Raw genomic sequence first — 22,133 nt, forward strand, 5'->3', positions numbered from 1 at the left:
CGAAACAAGGAAAGCAATTCGGCAAGGAACCATTGCGAGACTTTGTCCAGGGGGAGGAGGAGATGAAAACCTCGGCGCTCCTCATCGATATCTTCCTGTGTACCTCTGTGGCGGCACAATCCCGCCTGGGCAAGTGGTATTGCATCGAAGCGCTTTACGAAGGCAACGCCGTTGAGGGATGCGACGTTACTTTCAAGATCCTCGATGGGGAGTACGACGAAGGAGCCTTCGTGCGCAGCTGGGAAAGCGGGCGTGCCATGGCGCTGTACACTCTGTCGACGCACAACGACACGCTCTGCTCAAGGCTGCCCGCCGACATTGTCTGGCCTTCCGGCGGCCGCGCAGTTTGCACCACCCGGCTGATCTCCAACTATCACCTTAGGTGCACTGAAGAACTGTGGCGCCAGGCCGGACAAACGTCACTCGGGCACGGGGTGCCCCCTGGGGCGAGCAAGGCTCTTGTGCTTCTCGAGGTGGAAGGCGACAGCCTCCTGGTTCTGCGCAGCTGGGATGCCAAGACGCAACTGACCTACACCTCTGGCGCCAAACGCCCATTGCACAACCCCGTGGTCTTTTCGGTCTCTGACGGTACAGACACAGCTGGGCAACTTCGATCTCCCGGGGGGCGATCAGGTGGCCGTCGAGCTCGAGCTGCCCGCCGGAACGGTCCACCAGCTTCTGCAACCCTCGACTTCGCCTGGCATTTGGGAGGGGTCCTACGACTTTGCCCCGACCAATATTGGCAGCTCCTTTGTTTATCGTCTTAGCCGGCTACGGAACGCCACGGGCCAGTCGATCAGAGAGGCGCAGCCCCGACAATTCACGCTTGTCGGCGGGCTGCAGAAATTGGCCCTGGCATATTTCGACGGACAGACCAACCTCCAGCCGGTTGCGCAAATGCCGGTGATCTCGGACACCTGGCCGCAGAGCCATCGGTCCACGGCATACGATGTCGACCAACGGCGGTGGTTAGTAGTTTGGCGGGAAAGCGCCGGGGCTGGACAGAAGACAGCTTTCACGCAGGAGCCCCCGTGGTTACCCGAGTTCCGCATAAGTGTTCGCGACACCTTCGTCAGCCCCATCACGAACCTGAGCATTACTCGCGGCTCGCCGCACGTCGCCGCCAACGACGAAACTTATGAGGCACCCGAGCTGTTCATGCTCCGGCACATCAATCACTTGCCCGAGTGCATGGTCGTGTGGACGGAGTGTCATGGCTATCCAGGAGACATCGTCGGCCAGCGCCTGCGCATTGTGCCGGAGGACTCGCTCTTCACCCTGCTCGATGAGACGGCGCAGCCGCTTGTATCGCCTGTTGTCAACACGCCCATCGCCTGCACCCAGGCAGATGAGGGGATGAGGTTCTACCCGGCTATCGCCTATGGCACCCAACAGAACCAATTCCTGCTTGCCTACCAATACGGCGCCGAAGCTGGGCAGTACGACATATTTGCCTCGCTGTACAATGGGACCTCGACGATTCCGGAGGCCGGGTCCTCTGTGGCCACCGCGGAAGGGGCAGGCTCCTTCGCCGTGCGGCAGAACTACCCCAACCCATTCAACCCGACGACGGAGATTCTTTTTTCAGTCCGCGAAGCAGCACAGGTGCGCGTGAGAGTCTACAATAGCCTGGGAGAGCTTGTCGGGGTGCTGCTTCGGACTCTTCGGGGTAAGGGCTTGCTAGTAGGAAGGGTCCTGCCTGAGCCGTTGATGGGCCCCCCTTCGTCCGAAGTGCAGTGCGCTGTTGTTTCTGGAGTTGGCCCACGTTAAGCAAGGACGCAGGGGAGGCGCTTGCAGTGAAATTGAACGATTTGAGGGTGTTCCTTCTGCTGGGGCTCGTTCTTAGAAACTGCAAAGACGCCCATCAAATTCGGGGCCACACCAATCCAGGAACTCGGCGCAGTGCGAGTAGGGCTTGCACGAAGCTCCAAAAGACGTCACTGCCCCTGGCACCGTCAGCACCAATCCGAAGGCGCCAGCAGTGATGACCAACGGCGACCCGGTCAGGGGGAACAGGGAATAGATCCCCCGTATCGAAGTTTCCCGCGCCTTTAGAAGCTTCGCCCTGATGCTGGTGAAGGCGATGCGGGCAAGAGACCGCCAAGCACGGTTAGGGGAGTCTTGTCGTCTCTCTCTCAGGGGCCAAGACGTGCTCCTCACTCGGTGGACCCCCAGTCGTTGCTTGTGGCCACCATCACAGGGGAGAAGCTCGGGCCAAATGCGGACGCCGTGTCGCAAAATTAATCGCTTGATTTTCCTCGGGGATTCTTATATATTTGCCCTGCAAAAATGGAAGGAGTTGACAGGCAGGAAGTATGGCACATCATCGATCAGCATTCAAACGCATTCGTACCAGTGCAAAGGCGGCAGCTGCCAATAAGCATTACCGCTCTATGATGCGCACCGCAATCAAGAAGGTGCGGGCAGCCGCAGACAAAGCCACGGCGGAGCAGGCATATCGGCAGGCGTGCTCAATATTGGACAAGCTGGCACTGCGGGGCATTATTCACAAGAACAAGGCGGCAAATGCCAAATCGCGCTTGGCGCGGAGGGTCAACGCCTTAGCCTGAGAGCAGTTACGAGCGTCTAACGGGCGCCGATGCCATTGCCGGTAACCCCCCTAATCCCGACGTGGTTTGAGGCGCCCGTTATCTTTTTGTCCCTCATGAGGAAGCGCTACCCCTGCGGTAGGTTGTAGTTGGGTGCCTCGGTGGTGATAATCACATCGTGGGGATGGCTCTCGCGCAACCCTGCATTGGTAATCCGGACGAAACGGGCGTTCTCTTTCAGTTCAGCGATGGTCCGCGTGCCGCAATAGCCCATTGCTGCGCGCAGACCTCCCACCATCTGGTAGATGCAGTCGCTGACCTTGCCACGATACGGCACGCGCCCTTCGATGCCCTCGGGAACCAACTTCTTGACATCCCGCACCCCCTCTTGGAAGTAACGGTCGCCACGACCACCGCGCATGGCGGAAAGTGAGCCCATGGCTCGGTAGACCTTGTAGCTGCGCCCCTCAAGAAACACCACCTCTCCCGGGCTTTCCTCCGTACCGGCCAACAAGTTGCCCAACATGACACTGTCTGCACCTGCGCCTATGGCCTTGGCGATGTCACCGGTCTGCTTGATGCCGCCATCAGCGATGAGGGGCACGCCGTGACGCTGGCAGACCTCTGCGCAGCGCATGATGGCCGTCAGCTGCGGCACCCCGACGCCAGCTACCACACGCGTCGTGCAGATGGATCCCGGGCCGATGCCCACTTTGACCGCATCCACGCCGGCGTCAATAAGGGCCTGGGCTCCTTCCGGGGTGGCCACGTTGCCGGCGACAATCTCCGCGTGCGGGAATTCCTTTCTGAGCTTGCGCACCGTATTGATGACACCCATAGAATGGCCATGGGCGGTGTCCACCACCAGCACATCGGCCCCAGCGGCCAGCAGTGCCGCGGCGCGCTCCATGGTATCGGAGGCCACGCCTACGGCCGCGCCCACACGCAAGCGCCCGTGCTCGTCCTTGGCGGCATTGGGGTACCGCTTCCTGCTCAGAATATCCTTGACAGTGATAAGCCCCCGCAGTCGATTCTCCTCATCCACGATGAGCAGTTTCTCCACCTTGTGTTTGCGCAAGATGCGCTCGGCCTCATCGAGCGTAGTGCCAGGGGGTGCGGTGATCAAAGGCTCTTTGGTCATCACTTGGTGCACCGGCTGGGAGAGGTCTGTCTCGAAGCGCAGGTCGCGATTGGTGAGGATGCCCACTATCCGCTCGCCGTCCACTATCGGCACACCGGAGATGCGAAACCGCTGCATGAGCTCTACTGCCTCGGACACCTTGCGATCCGGCGCCAAGGTAATGGGGTGCAGGATCATGCCGCTCTCGTAACGTTTGACTTTGTCCACCTCCGCTGCCTGGTCTTCGATGGACATGTTCTTGTGGATGATGCCAATGCCACCCTCCCGCGCGATGGCGATCCCCATGTTGGCCTCGGTGACGGTATCCATGGCTGCGCTCACCAAGGGGATGTTGAGCTCCAGGTGACGGGAGAAGCGCGTCCTGGTGTCCACCTCCCTAGGCAGGACCTCGGAGCGGGCGGGGATCAAGAGAACATCGTCAAAGGTAAGGCCTTCATAGAGGATTTTCTCGGGCATAGAATTCTCCAAAAGTGAGTGTCATCTTCACAGCGGTCCGACCACTGCCTCGGCTGCGGCCACGACACGACCATCGTTGATAAGCTCCTTCACCACCTCGATGTCAGGCTGGAGCAAGCGATCTTCGCGCAACGTGGGCACATGTTGCCGCACCACGGCATGCACGGCGCCGGTTCCGGGTCCAGGTTGCAACGGCCGGCGAAGATCCAGGGCCTGGCACCCACAGAGAAGCTCGATGGCCAGCACATGCCGGCAGTTGCCCACTACCTCGGCAGCCTTACGCGCCGCCCAGGTGCCCATGCTGACAAAGTTCTCCTGGTTTGCCGAGGTGGGAATGGAATCCACCGACGCGGGGTGGGCCAGCACTTTGTTTTCGGAGACCAGGCTGGCGGCGGTGACCTGGGCAATCATCAAGCCCGAGTTCAGTCCCGGCTGTGGAGCTAAGAACGCGGGCAGACCGCTGGCCGCAGGATCGAGGAGGTCGTGGATGCGCCGCTCGGCGATGCTGGCCAATTGCGCCGCAGCGATCGCCAGGGCATCGGCAGCCAGGGCGATGGGTTGCCCATGAAAATTGCCTCCCGAAAGTACCGCCTCGTCCTCGGCAAAGACCAGGGGGTTGTCCGTTGCGGCGTTGAGCTCCGCGCTGACGATGTCGCGCACGAAACGCGCCGCCTCGCGCGCCGCCCCATGCACCTGCGGCACACAGCGCAGACTGTACTGGTCCTGCACCTTGTGACACTGGCGGTGGGAGGCGACAATGGGGCTGTCCTGCAGCAAGCGCCTGAGGTTGTGCGCAGAGGTCATCTGCCCGGCCAGGTTTCTCGCTCTGTGGATGCGCTCGTCAAAGGCGGTAGCGGTGCCGAGCATCGCCTCCACGGAAATCGCCGCAGCAATGTCGGCCACTTTGAGGAGCTGTTCGAACTCCACCGTTGCCAAGGCTAAGATGGCGGTCATCACTTGGGTGCCGTTGATGAGGGCCAGTCCCTCCTTAGCCGCCAACCGCAGCGGCGCGATTCCGGCCTCGGCCATGGCAGCACCCCCAGGCAACCGCCTCCCCCCGTAGAAGGCCTCCCCCTCGCCGATGAGGACTAGTGCCATGTGCGCCAGCGGCGCCAAGTCGCCAGATGCCCCCACCGAACCCTTCTCGGGAATGACCGGCAGCACTTCCCGGTTCGCCATATCGATCAGCGTCTGCACCACTTCGAGCCGACAACCCGAGAGACCTTTCGCCAGTGCATTCGCCTTGAGCGCCAGGATGGCCCGCACGGTGGCGCGAGCCAGTGGCTCTCCCGTGCCCGTGGCATGGCTGAGCAAGAGGTTGTACTGCAGGCGGTCTATTTCCTCGACCGGAATGGTGACCGTACTTAGTTTGCCAAAACCTGTGGTGACGCCGTAGAGCACGCTATGGCGTTCGATGGCTGCCTCGATACACCGCCTTGACGAATCGATGCGCGCCGTCGCCGAGGGGGCAAGGGCCAGCGACGCACGGCCGTGAGCCACTTCCCACAGCGCCTCTAAGGTGAGAGAGTCGCCGTCGAGTTCGACCACTGGGGTCATACAAGGGGTTAGCTCTATTGGGTGTCCTTCCGCATTGGTGGGCAAATATTAGGGAATATTTGCCAAATAATCAACTTGTTTTTTGCCAATGCGGGAAACTGTGGGAGCCGACGTGCGGAGAAAAGAGGAAAAGCGTTACACCGCCAGCAGCTCGAGCGCCGAGCCATCGGCGAAAAGCTCGCTTGGGGTTTCTTCGAGAGAAGCTTGTGCGCTCGCATAGTTGTCGAGCAACTCGCCAAGCTCTGCCGCCAAGGTGCGTGCAGGGACCGCTACGATCTCCGCCCCTATGCAGAGCGACGCCAGAATCGAGGGCACGCGAGCAAGGAGCGCCCTTTCCTCCGGGAGGAGCGCAGGTGTTCCCTCAGACCACCTCTCGGCCAGGGCGCCCAGCGCCTTAAGAATTTCGTCCACCACTTCCTGCTGCAATGGCGCGGGACGATCTACCTCCTGACACAAGTGGGTTAACTCCCCAAAGGAACTGCTCCCCTGGCCACGCAGAACGCCGTCGATGGCACGGCGCAGGCGCCTGACAAAGTCCTCGGGCGGCGTGGGTGTAAGCTCTGGCTCCATGGTTTCTGAGGCCATGAGTTCTGCACACGCCACCGCGAACTGCGGCTCTCGCACGTCGAACCACGATTCTGGCTCAGTGGGTGAAGCCTCTTCCGCAATAGGCTCAGCCTCAGGTGCCTCCGTTGCCAAAGGCTCCATGAGGCACACGACCAGCGAAAACCTGTCCCCCATGTGCTCATCGGGGCGAAAAGTCACGGTAACTTCGACGTCTGCCGCCTCCCTCTTGCGCGCGTGCTCGGCCAGCTCAGCAGCCGCCCGAGCCGCCCGGTGCGCCTCGCCCTCGATATGGCAGAGCAGGTACTTCCCGGGGCCGGAAAGGCAATGGTCCTCCTTGGCTGGCAGTCCCGCGTCCAAGGCCGCACGCAGGTTGCCAAAATCCAGACCGTCGCTCACTGCCACATGGCCTACCAGCTTCTTGCCTGCAGCAGCTTGGCGAAGGGCGGCCAATAAGGGGCTCTCCTCCCCGAGGCGTGGTTGCAGGTGACGGAGCACAGCTACGAGCGGGTGGCTGTCCAGCTTCCCCACTTCTTCGCCTTGCCGCTGCGTCGAAGGGTCTCCGATGCACAACAGCACATTAGCCTCTTCTCGTAAGCGTGCAACCCCTTCGGCGGCGCAACGTTTCACATTGGAGTCCCGAGGCGGCTGGGCTGGCACCACGGCGACGGTGGTAACACCCATCTCGCGGGCGATCCCTGCCAGCACCGGCGCCGCACCACTGCCTGTACCACCCCCTGGCGCACAGGCGATCACCATCACCTCCACTCCTTGGCACAGGCTGCGGAGTTGATCGCTGCTTTCCATGGCCGCCGCCTTGCCGATGAGCGGCTCGCCGTCGCATCCTTGGCCGCCAGCCACTTGCTCGCCGAGGAGCAGCTTACGGTGGGCCAAAGAGTTGTGCAGGTCCGTCAAATCGGTGTCGGCAGCGACCAGTTCCACCTCATGCGGACTGCCCGAGGCCAGCTGCGAGACCCAATGGCAGCCTCTCCCCCCCACGCCGACTACCATCAGGCGCGGTTCCTCCAAGTAGGAGAGAAAAGAGCTGAACTCAGACGCGTCAGTCTGGCCCCCGTCTGCGTCGAGGCTCTCCCACAAGGAGGCCTCCTGGCCATTTTGCTCAATGCTGATCATAGTTCACAAGAGACCCTCAGAGTTCCTGAACTGGTCGTAGAGGCGGAGCACCGCCGGAATGTAGCCGCGCGTCTCGCGGTAGAGAACCTGATTGTTGCGGTTGCTGGCCAACCACTTTTCCGCCCGCTTTGGCCCGCTGTTGTAGGCAGCAAGGCCGCCGTCCACTTCATACGCATCGATGAGCATGGAAAGGTAACGGCAGCCAAGGCGGATGTTGTAGATGGGGTTGAACAGGATCTCCTCAGCCGTCGTCCACTGGATGCCCTCCAATGCCGCCAGATAGGCCCCGGTGGCAGGCATGATCTGCATGAGGCCCATGGCCCCTGCCGAGGAGACCACCGTCGAGTCCCACGTGCGCGCGCTCTCATGGGTGATGGTGGCACAAATGAGATCCGGATCGAGGTTGTCGTACTTGATGCTCATGTCATAGATTTCACGGCTGATCGCACGCACGCGCTCCGGCGAAAGCTTCGGGTTGTAGCGCCGCACTATGGCGGCGATCTTTTGCACATTGGCTTCGTACTTGTCGTTCACTTCGACCAGCCAATGCGCTTGTGCCACCCGCGTCGCCACCCCAACATTGGGCTTCCTTGCCGGGCTGTACATGTTAAACGTATAGCCCACCAGGGAAAGCGACGCACACACAATCCCTGACACCACGAGAATCACCCGCGCTTTGCGCGGCATTCCGTGGGTCTTCTTCAATCTGGCACTTCTCGTTCCCATATCCTCACACCTCACTTCCTCATGGCGGCATGTTCATCTGACGTGCCCGCGGCTACCCATGCCTCTGCGCCAGGTACCGCCGCCTTGGGCTGCTCGCGGCGCGCGGCTCGCAGCACACGGCTCACCTCTTGCCGGAGCTCCCCGAGGTCGAAAGGCTTTTCGATGAGCCCGTCCGAGCCGAGTCGCAAGGCATGTAGCTGAATGTGGTCGCTGGGGAAAGCAGTCATCATCAGCACCCTGGTATGCGGGTGGCTCTGGCGGATGCGTGACAGCAACTCAAGCCCGTCCATCCCCTTGAGGCGTACGTCACACAGAACGAGCCCGTAGGGCTTTTGGGCCATCTCTGCCAAGGCCCATTCCGCCGAAGGGGTGGTGGTCACTTGACCCACGCCGTCCAGTTTGCGCAGGGCGCCTGCCACTCCCACAGCCACGTCCTCTTCGTCTTCCACAACAAGAATGTTCACAAGTCGTTGCGTCATCTCTTTTCCTTCCGTTGCCGACCAGCAAGCTGCAACTAATATGCCACGGCGTTCTCCTGGCCACAGAGGTGCCCCTTCCCGACCTCTGAGGCCTCGGCGTAGTGTCCTATTATTGCGCACCTTATGAGCCTGGACACTCGCCCCTCAGGTTGCAATTTCGTCACAGCCGTGGTGGTCTCTGGGGAGTGGCCGAAATTGTCCCAGAAATGCCACACATGGGGATATGGTGGGCGGAAACGAGACAGCAGGTCCAAGGCGCAGGTGAGGGTCCCAACACGAGGGCTCACCCGGCCTCTACGGGGCAGGAGACCGGTAGTTACTGCCTATTCCACGCCGTAGCTCTTCAGCTTCTCGCGCAGGGTGGAGCGGGAAATGTTGAGGGCACGAGCGGCCATCGACTTGTTCCCCCCGTACTTTTCCAGCACCTGCAAAATGTGCCGCTTTTCGACCTCGTCCAGGGCGTCGGGCACGCTCGTGGGCTGGGTTGTCGCAGTGATGGGCTTGGGTGCGAAAGGTGCCGCACCAAGATGCAACAGGTCTGCGGTGAGCAGATCTCCAGGGCACAGGATTACGGCACGCTCGATGACGTTTTTCAGCTCACGCACATTGCCTGGCCAGGGGTACTCCAAGAGGAGTCGCTGGGCTTCTTTGTCGATCCCCCGGATGTTCTTGTTGAACTCGCGGTTGTTCGCCTCCAAGAACAGCTTAGCAAGGGGGATGATGTCCTCCGGGTGCTCACGCAGCGGCGGCAGGTCAATGACCATCACCTTCAGGCGGTAGTAGAGGTCTTCGCGGAAAGTGCCCTCGCGCACGCATTGCGCCAGGTCGCGATTGGTTGCCGCGATGATGCGCACGTCCACCTCGATGTCGGCGGTGCCGCCTACGCGGCGAAAACTGCCGCTTTCCAGCACTCGCAACAGCTTGGGCTGCAGTGCCGGACTCATGGAGGAGATTTCATCCAGGAAGATCGACCCCCCATGGGCCATTTCGAAGATGCCTTTCTTCATCGTCTTGGCATCGGTGAATGCCCCCCGCTCGTGGCCAAAGAGCTCGCTTTCTAACAGATTCTCCGGAATGGCCGCGCAATTGACCTTGACCAGCGGCTTGTCCGCACGCACGCTGTTGCGATGGATGGCGTCCGCCACAAGCTCCTTGCCGGTGCCACTCTCCCCCTGAATGAGCACCGAGGTGCGCGGCGTCTCGCTGACGATCTTGATCAGCCGCCGCACCTCTTGCATCTGCGGGCTATCGCCAAAAAGTTCCGTCAAGGGTGAGCGCAGGCGCTGCTGCGCTTTCAGCTGGGAGACCTCCAACTTCAGACGAATGGTCTCCAGCGCCTTGGCGACCACCATCTTCAGCTCATCCAGCTCGAAAGGCTTGTTGAGGTAGTCGTAGGCCCCCGCCTTCATGGCGGCCACTGCTGGCCGTGGGTCAGAGACGGCGGTGATCATGATCACCAGCACATCTGGGTCAATCTCCTTGATGTGCGCCAGCACCTGCAAGCCGTCCATCTTTGGCAAACGCAGGTCGAGGAGCACCAGGTCCACCGGGTACTTTTCCACAATCTGGATGGCCTCCTCGCCAGTGTAGGCGGTCCTCACGCTGTACCCTTCCCGACGCAGCACATCGGCCAGCGTCTGGCACATGTCGCAATTGTCTTCCACGATGAGCAGGTGTGCGCGCATCCCTTGTCAACCCTCCGTGGGGATAAGCAGAGTGAACGTGGTGCCTTTGCCCTTCTCGCTTTCCACGCGAATCTCTCCGCCGTGCTCGTTCATGATCCGGTAAACGATGGACAGCCCCAAGCCAGTTCCCTCGGGCTTAGTGGTGAAGAATGGGTCAAAGACCCGGCCCAGGTTCTCCGGGGCAATGCCGCAGCCGCTATCGGTCACGCTCACCTCCACAAACAGGCTCTCCTGCAGCAGGGTGGGCAATACGCCCCGGCGGCGGTCGATGGCCCTCAGGGTGGTCCACACCGGCTTAGCCGCAATGTGAATGGTCCCGCGCTCCTCGATGGCGTCCACGGCGTTGAGCAGCAGATTGAGAAAGACCTGCTGGATCTGGTCAAAGTCGACAAAGACAGGGGGCAAATCATCGGCGTACGAGGTGAACAGCTCAATGCCCTTGCTGCGCATCTTCTGCCCCACCAGAGCAACCACCTCCTGCACGATGTCCTGCAGGCGATGCGGCCGCCGCATGGGTGGCTGCGGGCGGGCAAACGAAAAGAAGGTCCTCAACAGCGCGTCAAGCCGGTCCACCTGGCGCACGATGCGTTCCAGGTACTCGCGGCGGTGGTCGTCCGCGTCGCTCTCCTCCTGCAGCGACTGAGCCATCGTCTTGATGCCGGCCAGCGGGTTCTTGATTTCGTGGGCGATGCCTGAGGCCAATACCCCTAACGAAGCCAGCCGGTCCATCTTGATCATCTCGGCCTGCAGACGCTTGATCTCAGAGATGTCACGAAAGGAAATGATGGTACCCACCCGCTGGTTGTTGTCGTCCAGCCGCGGCGCCACCGAGAAGCCAATGTGCACCGGCTTGCCACTCTTGGTGGGCACAATGAGCTCGCGGTTCCACAGCGAATGCCCGGGGCCGACGATGTTGGGGAGAATCTTCAGGCAATCCTCTTTGGGCAAAATCTCCTCCAGCGGCCGGCCAGTGACCTCCCGGGCCTTGTAGCCGAGGATCTCCTCAGCCGCGGGGTTGAAGGAGGTGATGCGATTCTCCAGGTCGAGCGTGATGAGCCCGGCCTGCATGCTCTGGATGATGCTCTCGTTAAAGTTCTTGAGCTCGACGATCTCCTGTTCCAGTTGCTTGCGCTGCGTAGTGTCGCGGGCGATGCCAGCCACGCCAGCAATCTGTCCCCTTTCGAAAATGGGGTTGATGTTTGCTGAAAAGTAGCGCACCTGACCATCGGCGCAGCGGATGCGCATTTCGAAAATCTTCGCTCGCCCCTGGAGCGTCTCTTCCAGGTTGTGAGCGGTCTCGGCCCGGTCCTCAGGGACGACCACGTCCACTAGGCGCTGTCCCAACCAGTCCTCGCGGTGGAAGCCGGTGAGCGACGTGACCTGGCGGTTCAAGAAGCGGAAACGACCCTCGGCATCCAGGGTGAAGATCAAGTCATTGACGCTCTCGATGAGCTCTTGATACTCGTACTGCGTGCGCCGCAGCCTCCGCCGCATCCCCTGGGCGCGTGATTCTGCCCGACGGGACTGCACCACCGCCTCCAGCACCGTGCGCAATTCTTGCGGGCCGACCTCCTGCGGCAACAGGGCGTCGACGCCCATGCCAAAAAGGGATTCGCGTTCTTCGGCTGGGAGCAACGGATCGGAGAGAACAATCACCGGTGGGTGCTCTTGCGCAAGCGCATGCAGCGCGCGCAGCACCTCTTTTGCCCCGCCAGAGGTCGCCGATTCCACCACGACCAGCGTGGGCCCCTCTCGGGCAACTGCTTGCAGCGCCAAGGTCGGGTCAGCAAAACACTCGACCTCGCCCCCCAGCACGGCCGAGAGCTGGCAGCGCTCCGGCCGCGGCGAAATAACCACGACCTTGTCCTCAGCAAGCAAGGGCAGCTCGTCTTTGCGCACGCTTGCCGCCGCTGCGCTCAGATGCACAGGCGTTTCCCCTTCCTTCACAGCCACCTCACGCAGACTGCCCTTGCCACGCGCGGAAGACTTTCACAACACCTCGCCAAGGCCGGCGCACCTACGCTCATGGTGTCTGACCTGCCATGCCAAAGCCGAACGGGTTCTTACCAGGTCCGCCGTTACCACCCTGTGCGGCAGCCATCATGCGCAACAGACTGCGGCAGCGGTTGTAGATTGCGGAAAGGTCGAGCCGCTGGTCTTCGGAAAGGCCACACGGCTGTCGTTCAAGCACCGCCTTAGTCAAACCGGCAATGGTGCTAATGGACTCCTCCAACTCCTCTGCGGGTACTGGCGACACCGGTTTGGCCGGCGCCTGCGGCACCCGCCCGAAGCGCTTCTCGTAGCGACTGCGGCGAATAAGGTTGTCGACGATGTTGAGGAGCTCGTGGCGGCCAAAAGGCTTCACCAGAAACGCCAACACCCCCATGCCGAAGAAGCGCTCGGCCCGCCCGTAGAATTCCGCCCGGGCGGTCAGCATGAGGATCGGCACCGTGCTCCATTTGGCATAGTTGGGGTCATAGCGGATGATCTCCACAAACTCCTCACCGTCAAAGTCGGGCAATGCAAAATCCAGGATGATGATATCGGGGTTCACTTCGCGCAGCTTGCGCAGCCCCTCTTCGGCAGTCTCGGCAATGCGCAGGTCATAGACGGGGTCGCCAAACACCCTCTTTGCCAACCGTTGCATTTCCGGGTCGTCGTCAATGAGGAGGATAAGATCCTTTCCCATGTGCGCCTCTCTCCCTGGTAGAGATGCCAGAAAGAGGTCCTCCCGCGCCCGTCACCCAATCCGTCTCACTCTTTCTGCTCGACAGCCGTCAGCTCCTTTACTCCTGCCACGGGGAAGGTGATCACAAACGTGGTCCCTTCCCCCACCTTGCTGCTCACACTGATGGTGCCCCCATGCACTTCCACGATCTGCTTCACCAACGAAAGACCCAAACCCGAGCCGGTGACCTCGCGCACCCTCTGGTCTTCGGTCACCCGGTAGAACTTGTCAAAGATATGCGGCAGGGCCTTTTCTGGAATGCCATAGCCCTGGTCGATCACCGCCACCTGCACGGCGCGGGGCGTGCCAGTCACGCGCACCTCCACCTCCGTGTTCGGTGGGCTGTACTTGATGGCGTTGGAAATGAGATTGAGCAGCACTTGGTCGATCATCCCCGGATCGGCCAGTACTTCCGGCAACTCCTCCGCCACCGTAGCGCGCAGGTTTATGCCCTTGCGCTGCGCCACCGGTGCATTGGTGACCACTGCGGTCCTTGCCGCATCGCCCAGGTGCAACGGCACCTTTTTGGGCTGCACTTTCCCGGACTCGATGCGGGAAATGTCTAAGAACTTGTTGATGAGGTCGCTCAGGCGATTGGACTCTTTGAGAATGATGCCCGCGTACTCCATCGCCTGCGCCTTGGTGGTGCCGCGGTCAAGGAGCAGCTCGCTAAAGCCCGAGATGGACGTCAGGGGCGAGCGGAGCTCGTGGGCCACCATGGAGACCAGCTCGGTCTTCATGCGGTCGATCTCCTTCTCTCGGGAGATATCCCGGAGGATGGTCACGGTGCCGATGGGCGTGCGGTCCTCTTGAAAGACACGAGCCGCCTTGGCGGCCAAGGTGCGCTCTTTCCACTCCCCAGGGGGCTTGACGGTGATTTCTACCGGCGGGCCCTCTCCCTGGGCGCCGTCCCCTGCCTTCCTGATCAGGTTGAGCAGCCTGCGGTTCTTGATGAAGCGTCCGATGGGCCGCTCCAGCAAGTCTTCTTCTTTGACGCCAAACCATCTCTCGGCGGCGTTGTTGAATACCAACACCCGCTCTTGCGGGTCGGTGACAATGACCCCGTCCGCGATGTTGCGGATGATGGTGCTGGTCTTGCTCCGCTCGGCGATAATCTGGCTCAGGTTCATCTCGTTGAGCCGGCGGAGTTCGGTGGTCATGTAGTTGAACAGCTTGGCCAATCGCCCGATCTCGCCGCCCGAGTCGACTTCGATGCGGTGGGAGAAGTTGCCGCGGGCAATCTCCGTGGCGCCCTCAGCAAGCCTCGCCAAGGGCTGCGACACCGCCCGCGTCAGGCGCCGGGCAGCCAACCAGCCGGCGCCCGCCACCAAAAGCAGACCGGCAATGGCCGCGGCCAGCACCCCGCCCGCACTCACCGCACTGGAGCGCAAGAACACCACCACCACGACTAAGAGAATGGGCACCGCCCCTGCCGCCAGCAAGGCCATGTAGAGCCAACGGAAGAGTGTGCCATTTGTCGAGCGTCGTTGTGGTACCATAGTCGCGGGCGACTCAATCGTGCATGACCACGCGGTTCCGTCCCTCTGCCTTTGCCCGGTACAGCCGGCGGTCAGCCGCGGCGATGAGCTCTTCCGCCGTGTGCCCGTCCTCGGGATACGTGGCCACACCCATGCTGATGGTCAACTTGCCCTGTGGCTGCTGTTCGCGGTAGGCAAAGGGGAATTCCTCAACCAGCCCCTGCAGCTTCCGGGCCACTACACCGCTTGCCTGCCGGGGCGTCTGCACCAGAATCAAGGCAAACTCCTCACCGCCATAACGGGCCGCCACATCGATCTTGCGCACATTGTCGCGCAGCAGGCGCGCCAGCTCCTTCAGCACCTTATCCCCGGCCAAATGGCCGTGCGTGTCGTTGTAGAGCTTGAAATGGTCGATGTCCAACATGATGAGCGAAAAGCAGTCTTTGTGGCGCGCTGCACGGTCGACCTCGTGGGTGAGCTGCTCTTTGAAGTAGCGATAGTTGTAAAGACCGGTGAGGCCATCGGTGATGGCCATCTCGCGCAGCTGCGCCTCCATGGCCTGGAGCTGGCGAACCTTGTGCTCGAGCTGGTCGTGGAGCTGCTTGATGCGTAGCAACGACTTGACCCGCACCAACAGTTCCAGTTTGTTGAAAGGCTTGGTCACAAAGTCGTCTGCGCCAGCTTCCATGCCGCGCACCTTGTACTCCACCTCGTCGAGCGCGGTCACCATAATCACCGGCACAAAATCGGTGGCGGTGCTGGCCTTCAGCCGGCGGCAGACCTCGAAGCCGTCCATGTCCGGCATCACCACGTCCAGGAGCACTAGGTCGGGGGCCTCCTGGTCCACAATGTCGAGGGCCTCGGGGCCGCTGTGTGCCACGAGCACCTCATACCCTTGGGAAGAGAGGTGGCTTTTGAGCAACTCGACGTTAGCGGCCACGTCGTCGACGACGAGAATGCGCGGCTTGTGAGCTCGGTCCTTCACCAGAGAACACCTGCGGTGTCCTGCGCGCGGGAGTACAGTGAGATGAGCGTGGGCGCTATGCTGCCCCTGGTCGGTAGCAGATGTTCCCCATGCGTGCCGCACGTGCCTCATCTAAGCGGCTGACCGGCGTCGTCTGCGGGGCCCGTCTGGGCAGCTCCGGATCCTGCTCTGCCTCCTGAGCGATCTGCAGCATCGCCTCCGCAAAGGCATCTAAGGTCTGCTTCGACTCCGTCTCCGTGGGCTCGATCATCAGCGCCTCATGCACGATGAGCGGAAAGTACACCGTCGGCGCATGAAAACCCAGATCCAGAAGCCGCTTGGCGATATCTAAAGTCTTCACCCCTTTGGCCTTCTGCCGATCCCCGGACAGCACAAACTCGTGCATGGCCGGCCCAGGGTAGGGCAACTCGTACGCCTCGCGCAGCTTTGCCAAAAGATAGTTGGCGTTGATGACCGCACCTTCGCTGACCCGCCGCAGGCCAGCCGCACCCAGCATGCGAATGTAAGTGTACGCCTTGACCATCACGCCAAAGTTGCCATAGAAGGCGTGCACCCTGCCGATGCTCTCCGGACAGCTGTCCTCCAAGTAGAAGCGGCCATCTCGCACCCCAATCCAGGGGCGCGGCAGGAAGGGCAGCAGGAACTCCTTCACACCGACCGGTCCTGCGCCAGGTCCACCGCCGCCATGAGGCGTGGAGAAGGTCTTGTGCAGGTTAAAGTGCATCACGTCGATGCCCATGTCGCCTGGGCGCACGATGCCCAACAGGGCGTTGAGGTTTGCCCCGTCCATGTACATCAGCCCGCCCACCTCGTGCACCATGCGGGCCATCTCCTCCACCTGCGACTCGAAAAGGCCGAGGGTGTTGGGATTGGTGAGCATCAAAGCCGCGGTGTTCTCGTCCAGCACCGCGCGCAGAGATTTCAGGTCCACCCGTCCGTCCGGGCCAGAGCACACCTGCACCGGCTTGTAGCCGGAGATGGTCACGCTTGCCGGGTTGGTGCCGTGCGCCGAATCGGGGATCACCACCGTGGTGCGAGGATTCCCCTGGCGCTCATGATAGGCCCTGATAACCATGAGGCCGGTGAGCTCCCCATGCGCGCCTGCCGATGGCTGGAGCGACACCCCCTGGAAGCCACCGATCTCGCACAGGTAGCCTGCCAGTTCGTGCATGAGACGCAGCGCCCCCTGCACGGTCGCGACAGGCTGCAACGGGTGAACGTCCGTGAAGCCAGGCAGCCGCGCCACGTTCTCGTTCACCTTGGGATTGTACTTCATGGTGCACGAGCCGAGGGGGTAGAAGCCCTTGTCCACATGGTAGTTCATCACCGACAAGGCGACAAAGTGGCGGACCACCTCCACTTCGCTCAACTGCGGCAACTGCGGGGCCTGTTGGCGGATGAACTCCGGCGGCAATAAGCCATCTAAAGACTTTTCAGGCACATCCAGTGCCGGCAGCGAGACGCCCATTTGCCCTTCGCGACTCTGTTCGAAGATCAACGGTACCGGCATATTCACCTGTTGCTCATGATGATAGCTGAGAACCTTGCCCATTTGAACGCCGATTAAGGTACAACTTAATGCCTAAAATGTCAAGGCCTTTTTGGGCGGAGCCCGAGGAGCTCAGGAGTGAGCTACGGCCGCTTGGCACAGCGATTTGGGCGGGGCGACGGAGAGACTAGGCACTTGGGATTCGGCGCACTGCATTAGGCTCCTATTGAGATTTTTTCCAGGCTGTGGCGGAATCTCACGCGAAACTTGCGCACCATGTGATGCGGGTGGTACGACTCCTTGGCCCTACGCAGCCCAGGGTCGCCGAGGTCCTGCTCGCGGTTGACAAATGGCACCTCTGGCCAGAGATGGGCACACGCCTGCTGGTTGATGAGGGCAAAGAGCGGGGGAATGGCGGGATTGGCCTTCTCCAGGTGGACCACCGCCGTCTCGGCGTTGAGAAGCTCCCCAAGGGCAAACGCCTCCACTTTGCCGTCGATGAGCACCACGCCACCCTGAGCGCGCAGGTCGCGGAAGTGCCGCAACGCCTCACGCACCGCATCCCATTCGTCCACCAGGCCCAAATCGTCGCAGCAGCGCCGGGCAGCACACCATCTGCTTGCTACCTCCAAGCACGCCTGCACGTGCCGCTCCTCCAGGGGCTCGTACGTGGGACTAAACTCGCGCAGCGCGCGATTCACGTGGTTGCGCTTGCTGTGGTACTTTCTCCCGGCCAGTTGAATGAGGTCCTGAGTTAGGTAGACATAGTCGAATTGATCGCGATCCGGCTCCGCTAAGAGATCACCATCCTCCGCTGCCACCTGCGCCCAGCTTTCCTCCACGCGCTCCAGGCGAGCCGCCCGTGGGCTGACCTGCGTGCCGAGCCAGCTCAGGAACTCCCGTACGACCGCCGCCTCCGGCCGCGGACCGATGGGCTGCAGGCCATACGGCGAGCCGTCCCGGTCGCGGCACAGGAACAGGAGCCACTCGCCCAATTGCGCCCAGCTCACCTGGTAGCGCCACCGCCAGATGAAGAGGTTGGTAAACGTGTACTCAGAGGCCTGTGGCTGGCTCCGCCAGAGGAGCTCTTCGACGACGCTGCGGTCCTGAAGCTCGAGCGGCTTGAACGTCGGAAAGGCGGGCGGCATCGATCGTCCACTCACTGCGCTCAAAAAGTCCAGACGGCGCCCAAGGAGACGTAGTGGAATAAGGCAAAATTGTAGACCTGCTCCACATCGGCGCCGCCTTCCAGAAGGCGATAGCCGCCGTACACCTGCAGGCGTCTGTCTGCCGTCCACGTCAGGGCGACGAGCACATCCTCCGCGCGGCCCTGGGGCGCTGCCAAGGCATCTGCATCGACGACCAGCCCCAGATGCCCGCCTGGTTGCCACTGCAAGCGGCCGCTGAGCAGTGGCACAAAGCCCGTGTTCGTCGTCTCGCCGCTCAGGCCAGGGGCCTCGAGGCGAATGGCCGCGTCGCGGACCTTGGCCGTCAATCCCACGGCAAGCCGCACAGCGCCCGCGTTGTCCACGAAGCACCGATAGGTCAGGCGGTAAGAGTCAAAGCGGTAGGAGGCAGACAACGGCACCTGCGCAGGAAAATCCGTCCCGGCAAAGTGCACAGGCCTGTCCACCGCACCACTCGCCTCCAGGCGGAGCGGTGCCACGAGCAGACTCAGCACATGGCGCTGCGCAAACCCGTAGCTCAACCGCAAACGCACGAAGGCCTTGCTCGTGGTGCTGAGCTCCTGGGAGAGAGAAAGGTCGGTCCCCACCGAACTGGGAACGCGCACGTCGTTGTAGCCGCTCATCACGACGCCCGACTCCAGGCCAATGCTGACCTGCGCCTGTGCCGAAAGGGCCCACCCCAGCAGCAAGGCCACCAGGAGGCAGACCACGCCTAATCCCCTGGCAGGTCCTCCTGTTTGCTGCAGCGATTGGCCAACGCGAGTTGCCGAGCGCATCTGGCCCACCTTGTTGTGCAATGTCGTCATGGCAACCTCCTTTTCTGCGAATTCATTCTTCCTCATTGTGCAGCAGTTCCACTCCTTCTTTTGCCAAAAATGCCACAATCAGCAGGCCCACCAGCGGGTCTGAAAACCAGAAGCCGAAAAGATAGTTGGTCAGCAAGCCCAGCAGCAGGGCTATCGACAGCCACATGCAAACAAATGTCTCCTTAGAGTCCGCCACCAGGGAACGCAAACCGAGCCGCTGGCCCAGGCGCAGCTTCTGCGCGCCAAGAATTGGCATCACTACAGAGGAAAAGGCGGCGATGGCGATGCCGAAGGGCGAAGGCTCAGGCCGCTCCTGCCCGATCAACTTGCGCACCGACTCTACCAGCACATACAGCCCCAGTACCAGAAAGGTGAGGCCCACGAACTTACTGGCGCGGCGCTCGATGCGCTCCTCTCCTTCGGCATCACTCCTGCCATGCTGTCGCAGGCGCCAGATGAGCACGAGGCCGGAGAGCGACTCCACCACGCTGTCCAGGCCAAAGCCGACCAGCGAAATGCTTCCGGCCGCCCTGCCCGCGGCAATCGATGCAGCTGCCTCGGCCACATTGTAGCCCACGGTCAGGTATTCCAGTTTGAGCGCCCGGCGAAAGCCACGCTCCACGGCGGAGGCGGAGAACTCAGCGGCACCGCCCACCTCACGGGCCCCAGTATTCCCGCTGCGGAGCGCGTCTTCCCACTCCTGGGCGCCCTCGTCATGACACCGAGTCTTTGCCCCAACCTCTTCTTTGCGCGTCAACACGGCGGCTCCTGCCTCCCTTCCAGCATGGCGCGCAAGAGCTGGATGCGCCCGATGTGCAGGGCGGTATGGGCGGCAGTGTTGAGAAGCCAGTGGGCCACCGTCATCTCGTCCTGCAGCGTCGGGGCCGCCGAGTGAAAATCTTCCTCGCCCAGGCCGCTGATGTAGCTGATGCTCTCTTGGCGAACCTGCCGCACCCAGGAAAAGAGCTCTTCCACCGAAGAAATGGCACTCTTGATCTGTTCCAGTCCGGTCCACTCCGCGCCAAACACCCGGAAGGCTGGCGGCACCACCGGCTCCGGGAGCGCCTGCAGGAACTTGCCGATATGCACCCGTTCCCGGTGAGCGATGTGCCCCACGTGCCAGATGATGGGCAGGCAGTTGTCGCTCGGCGTCCAGAAGAGCTGGTCTTCGGTGAGGCCCTCCACCTCGGCCAAGGGGTCGCCGTACCAGGACCCGCGCCCATACATGAAAAGCAACACCTCTTTCCACTTTCTCATGGCAATGTCCTCGCATTGGGTTGCGCTGACGCAACGGCGCGCCCAGCCTCCCCCGCGCGCCACTTCTTTTCATAAGCCAGGATGGCCTGTACCAACTTTTCCGCGCCGAACTTGACCACATCGGTCGTCGGCAATCCTGTCTGCTGCTCCACCCTTTCCACCTCCCGCTGGGCTTCCTTCTCCGCCAAAACGCGAAGATTGAGCGCAACGGCCACCACTTTGGCAGGAAAAACCGGCTCAGCCATGGCTTCGTACAGGGCAATGGCCTTAGGTATCGGCGGCACCGGCGTGTTCTTTGAGCCGCGCATGATGGTGCGCCCGTACTCGTGGCAAAGGATGAGCGCCTGCGGTGCAAAGCCGTGCAACATGCTGAGCGTGACGCCGGAGTAGAGCGGGTGCGTGAGGGCACCCTGACCCTCGATGAGCAGATAGTCGTGCGCGGCGTTCTCCAGCGCGAGGCGCTCGGCAGCGCCCGCCACAAAATCGGCGATGACCCGGTCGAGGGCCATGCCGCGGCCGGAAATCATGATGCCTGTCTGTCCGGTGGCGACAAAGACCGCGTCCTTCCCCTGGGCCTGTAAAGCCCTTGTGACCTCCAGTGCCACGATCTTCTTGCCGATGTTACAGTCAGTGCCCACCGTGTGCACGCGGAAACACGGCAGTTCCTGCGCCCGACATCTGTTCACGGTCAGGTCGTCCGGCACGCGGCGCAGGTCCACCAGGGAGACGCCGCGTTCCTTGGCCCGCGCGGCGAGTTCTGGATCATCGCCGAGAAAAACGTGCAGGCCCGCCACCACATGGAGCCCCGCATCGATGGCCTGCAGGATGAGGGCGCGCCAACTGGGCGGCAACTGCCCTCCTGCCGGCGAAATGCCGATGAGCAGCGTGTCCGGCCGCAGGCTAAGCGCCTCCCGTAAGGAAGCCACAATGGGAATCCCCTTGCCCACGCCCAGGAGCTTCTCCGTGTCGCCTCCGGCCTGGGTGGAATCGACGAGGGCCACCACCTCGTCGCCGCGGTACCGCACCACGCCTGCAGCCGTCTTGCCAGGCGTGGGGTGCGTACTCCCCTCGGTCAGAATGACAAAGCGCCTCTTCTCTCGCAGCAGGTCAATTCCAGGCATTCAGGTTTCCCACCTTCGCAGGGTGCAACTCTTGGCCTCAAGTGCGCGGCTGTGCTCTGCACAAGCCATCAATCTTTCATTGCGAGGGCTCACCACAGGGCCAAGATTTTCGGCAGAAAGACGCACAGGCCGATCACCAGCGCAGCCATGGCACCCACCAGCACTCCCCCGGCAGAGAGATCCTTGACCTTGGCAATCGCCTCACTGCGTTGCGGACTCACCAAATCGGCGAGGCGCTCCACTGCCGTGTTGATCAGCTCTAACCCGAAGACTAAGCCGATGGCAAAGGTAACCGCCAGCCATTCGCTGATCGAGATGCGGAACAGCACTCCTGCCACAATGACCCCGACCGCAGCCACCAGGTGAATGCGCGCGTTGTGCTCTTCGCGCAGCACGGTGGCCAAGCCGCGAAAAGCGAAGCGAAAGCTCTCTCCCCTCTGTCGCAGGGAAAATGGGGTTTGGTTCATGGACATTCCTCAACAGCCAATGTAGCCGATCCGGGTGCTCACCAACCTGTTCACGGATGTCGCGGTCGTAGCCCATGACCAAGACTCGGCAGCCGTGAGCACGCAGCTCCTTGCGGAGTTCTCCATCTATCGCTTAGCACCGGATCTTCGTGCGCGGAATGAAGGTGAAGTCCTCCAGTACCATGATCCTGTCCTCGCCGGCGCGCACGCTGAGGGCGGAGCGCAACGCCAGCCTGCGCACCTTGCGGTTGACCTTGAAGGTGAATGGCTCAGAAAATGTTATCATCCATAGAAGATATTCAGGACAACACCTATGCAAAAAAT

20 protein-coding genes are annotated in these 22,133 nt (G+C 61.7%); 2 read left to right on the forward strand and 18 right to left on the reverse strand.

What is annotated here, in order from left to right:
* The first annotated feature begins 633 nt into the window (after positions 1-633).
* Both H5U38_07935 and rpsT read left to right on the forward strand, forming a co-directional pair.
* Entirely contained in the window at positions 634-1,770 is a 1,137-nt protein-coding gene (locus H5U38_07935; GenBank protein MBC7186946.1) for a hypothetical protein, read from the forward strand.
* A 545-nt stretch (positions 1,771-2,315) separates the two neighbouring features.
* Positions 2,316-2,570, forward strand: coding sequence for a 30S ribosomal protein S20 (rpsT, locus tag H5U38_07940; protein MBC7186947.1), 255 nt, complete (start codon positions 2,316-2,318; stop codon positions 2,568-2,570).
* A 106-nt stretch (positions 2,571-2,676) separates the two neighbouring features.
* Here rpsT and guaB read toward each other — a convergent pair whose 3' ends face one another.
* The 18 genes from guaB to rplD all read right to left on the reverse strand — a co-directional run.
* Positions 2,677-4,146, reverse strand: a complete 1,470-nt coding sequence (guaB, locus tag H5U38_07945; protein MBC7186948.1) for an IMP dehydrogenase — start codon at positions 4,144-4,146, stop codon at positions 2,677-2,679.
* Between the two features lie 27 nt (positions 4,147-4,173).
* Positions 4,174-5,703 carry a histidine ammonia-lyase gene (hutH, locus tag H5U38_07950; GenBank protein ID MBC7186949.1) on the reverse strand — a complete coding sequence of 510 codons (1,530 nt, stop codon included), beginning with the start codon at positions 5,701-5,703 and terminating at the stop codon, positions 4,174-4,176.
* A gap of 135 nt (positions 5,704-5,838) precedes the next feature.
* Positions 5,839-7,401 (reverse strand): hypothetical protein, encoded by a 1,563-nt coding sequence (locus H5U38_07955; GenBank protein MBC7186950.1) that lies wholly within the window; start codon positions 7,399-7,401, stop codon positions 5,839-5,841.
* Between the two features lie 3 nt (positions 7,402-7,404).
* Positions 7,405-8,127 (reverse strand): lytic transglycosylase domain-containing protein, encoded by a 723-nt coding sequence (locus tag H5U38_07960; GenBank protein MBC7186951.1) that lies wholly within the window; start codon positions 8,125-8,127, stop codon positions 7,405-7,407.
* A gap of 11 nt (positions 8,128-8,138) precedes the next feature.
* Positions 8,139-8,606 (reverse strand): response regulator, encoded by a 468-nt coding sequence (locus tag H5U38_07965; GenBank protein MBC7186952.1) that lies wholly within the window; start codon positions 8,604-8,606, stop codon positions 8,139-8,141.
* 323 nt (positions 8,607-8,929) lie between these two features.
* Positions 8,930-10,291, reverse strand: coding sequence for a sigma-54-dependent Fis family transcriptional regulator (locus H5U38_07970; GenBank protein MBC7186953.1), 1,362 nt, complete (start codon positions 10,289-10,291; stop codon positions 8,930-8,932).
* A gap of 6 nt (positions 10,292-10,297) precedes the next feature.
* The gene (locus tag H5U38_07975) at positions 10,298-12,238 is read right to left on the reverse strand and encodes a PAS domain S-box protein (GenBank protein ID MBC7186954.1); all 1,941 of its coding nucleotides are present in this window, start codon (positions 12,236-12,238) and stop codon (positions 10,298-10,300) included.
* A 76-nt stretch (positions 12,239-12,314) separates the two neighbouring features.
* A complete protein-coding gene (locus H5U38_07980; protein MBC7186955.1) occupies positions 12,315-12,980 on the reverse strand; it encodes a response regulator in 666 nt (221 codons plus the stop codon).
* Positions 12,981-13,045: 65 nt separating this feature from the next.
* Entirely contained in the window at positions 13,046-14,518 is a 1,473-nt protein-coding gene (locus tag H5U38_07985) for a HAMP domain-containing protein (GenBank protein ID MBC7186956.1), read from the reverse strand.
* Between the two features lie 13 nt (positions 14,519-14,531).
* Positions 14,532-15,482 (reverse strand): diguanylate cyclase, encoded by a 951-nt coding sequence (locus H5U38_07990; protein ID MBC7186957.1) that lies wholly within the window; start codon positions 15,480-15,482, stop codon positions 14,532-14,534.
* A 55-nt stretch (positions 15,483-15,537) separates the two neighbouring features.
* Positions 15,538-16,992 (reverse strand): aminomethyl-transferring glycine dehydrogenase subunit GcvPB, encoded by a 1,455-nt coding sequence (gene gcvPB, locus H5U38_07995; GenBank protein MBC7186958.1) that lies wholly within the window; start codon positions 16,990-16,992, stop codon positions 15,538-15,540.
* Positions 16,993-17,186: 194 nt separating this feature from the next.
* Entirely contained in the window at positions 17,187-18,119 is a 933-nt protein-coding gene (locus H5U38_08000; GenBank protein MBC7186959.1) for a DUF2156 domain-containing protein, read from the reverse strand.
* A 20-nt stretch (positions 18,120-18,139) separates the two neighbouring features.
* Entirely contained in the window at positions 18,140-18,964 is an 825-nt protein-coding gene (locus H5U38_08005) for a hypothetical protein (protein MBC7186960.1), read from the reverse strand.
* Between the two features lie 22 nt (positions 18,965-18,986).
* Positions 18,987-19,586: a cation transporter gene (locus H5U38_08010; GenBank protein ID MBC7186961.1), complete on the reverse strand. Its 600-nt coding sequence runs from the start codon at positions 19,584-19,586 to the stop codon at positions 18,987-18,989.
* A 131-nt stretch (positions 19,587-19,717) separates the two neighbouring features.
* Positions 19,718-20,221 carry a DinB family protein gene (locus tag H5U38_08015; protein ID MBC7186962.1) on the reverse strand — a complete coding sequence of 168 codons (504 nt, stop codon included), beginning with the start codon at positions 20,219-20,221 and terminating at the stop codon, positions 19,718-19,720.
* On the reverse strand, positions 20,218-21,342 hold the full coding sequence (locus H5U38_08020; protein MBC7186963.1) for a DUF1611 domain-containing protein: 1,125 nt from the start codon (positions 21,340-21,342) through the stop codon (positions 20,218-20,220). The genes H5U38_08015 and H5U38_08020 overlap by 4 nt, the downstream gene beginning before the upstream one ends.
* Positions 21,343-21,431: 89 nt before the next feature.
* Complete coding sequence (locus tag H5U38_08025) at positions 21,432-21,809, reverse strand: diacylglycerol kinase family protein (protein ID MBC7186964.1); 378 nt, start codon at positions 21,807-21,809, stop codon at positions 21,432-21,434.
* A 133-nt stretch (positions 21,810-21,942) separates the two neighbouring features.
* Positions 21,943-22,133 (reverse strand): 50S ribosomal protein L4 (gene rplD, locus H5U38_08030; protein MBC7186965.1); only part of this gene is annotated, 191 nt, incomplete at its 5' end.

It is taken from the genome of Calditrichota bacterium (assembly GCA_014359355.1).
In the GTDB taxonomy this organism is placed as follows: domain Bacteria; phylum Zhuqueibacterota; class Zhuqueibacteria; order JANLFK01; family Oleimicrobiaceae; genus Oleimicrobium.

What these genes read in the sequence shown, in the direction of transcription:
- H5U38_07955 (MBC7186950.1), bottom strand. Translation starts at nt 7,401, where the DNA reads ATGATCAGCATTGAGCAAAATGGCCAGGAGGCCTCCTTGTGGGAGAGC.
- guaB (MBC7186948.1), bottom strand. Translation starts at nt 4,146, where the DNA reads ATGCCCGAGAAAATCCTCTATGAAGGCCTTACCTTTGACGATGTTCTC.
- H5U38_07980 (MBC7186955.1), bottom strand. Translation starts at nt 12,980, where the DNA reads ATGGGAAAGGATCTTATCCTCCTCATTGACGACGACCCGGAAATGCAA.
- H5U38_08020 (MBC7186963.1), bottom strand. Translation starts at nt 21,342, where the DNA reads ATGCCTGGAATTGACCTGCTGCGAGAGAAGAGGCGCTTTGTCATTCTG.
- hutH (MBC7186949.1), bottom strand. Translation starts at nt 5,703, where the DNA reads ATGACCCCAGTGGTCGAACTCGACGGCGACTCTCTCACCTTAGAGGCG.
- H5U38_08000 (MBC7186959.1), bottom strand. Translation starts at nt 18,119, where the DNA reads ATGCCGCCCGCCTTTCCGACGTTCAAGCCGCTCGAGCTTCAGGACCGC.
- H5U38_08005 (MBC7186960.1), bottom strand. Translation starts at nt 18,964, where the DNA reads ATGACGACATTGCACAACAAGGTGGGCCAGATGCGCTCGGCAACTCGC.
- H5U38_07985 (MBC7186956.1), bottom strand. Translation starts at nt 14,518, where the DNA reads ATGGTACCACAACGACGCTCGACAAATGGCACACTCTTCCGTTGGCTC.
- rpsT (MBC7186947.1), top strand. Translation starts at nt 2,316, where the DNA reads ATGGCACATCATCGATCAGCATTCAAACGCATTCGTACCAGTGCAAAG.
- H5U38_08015 (MBC7186962.1), bottom strand. Translation starts at nt 20,221, where the DNA reads ATGAGAAAGTGGAAAGAGGTGTTGCTTTTCATGTATGGGCGCGGGTCC.
- H5U38_07960 (MBC7186951.1), bottom strand. Translation starts at nt 8,127, where the DNA reads ATGGGAACGAGAAGTGCCAGATTGAAGAAGACCCACGGAATGCCGCGC.
- H5U38_07970 (MBC7186953.1), bottom strand. Translation starts at nt 10,291, where the DNA reads ATGCGCGCACACCTGCTCATCGTGGAAGACAATTGCGACATGTGCCAG.
- gcvPB (MBC7186958.1), bottom strand. Translation starts at nt 16,992, where the DNA reads ATGCCGGTACCGTTGATCTTCGAACAGAGTCGCGAAGGGCAAATGGGC.
- H5U38_07965 (MBC7186952.1), bottom strand. Translation starts at nt 8,606, where the DNA reads ATGACGCAACGACTTGTGAACATTCTTGTTGTGGAAGACGAAGAGGAC.
- H5U38_08025 (MBC7186964.1), bottom strand. Translation starts at nt 21,809, where the DNA reads ATGAACCAAACCCCATTTTCCCTGCGACAGAGGGGAGAGAGCTTTCGC.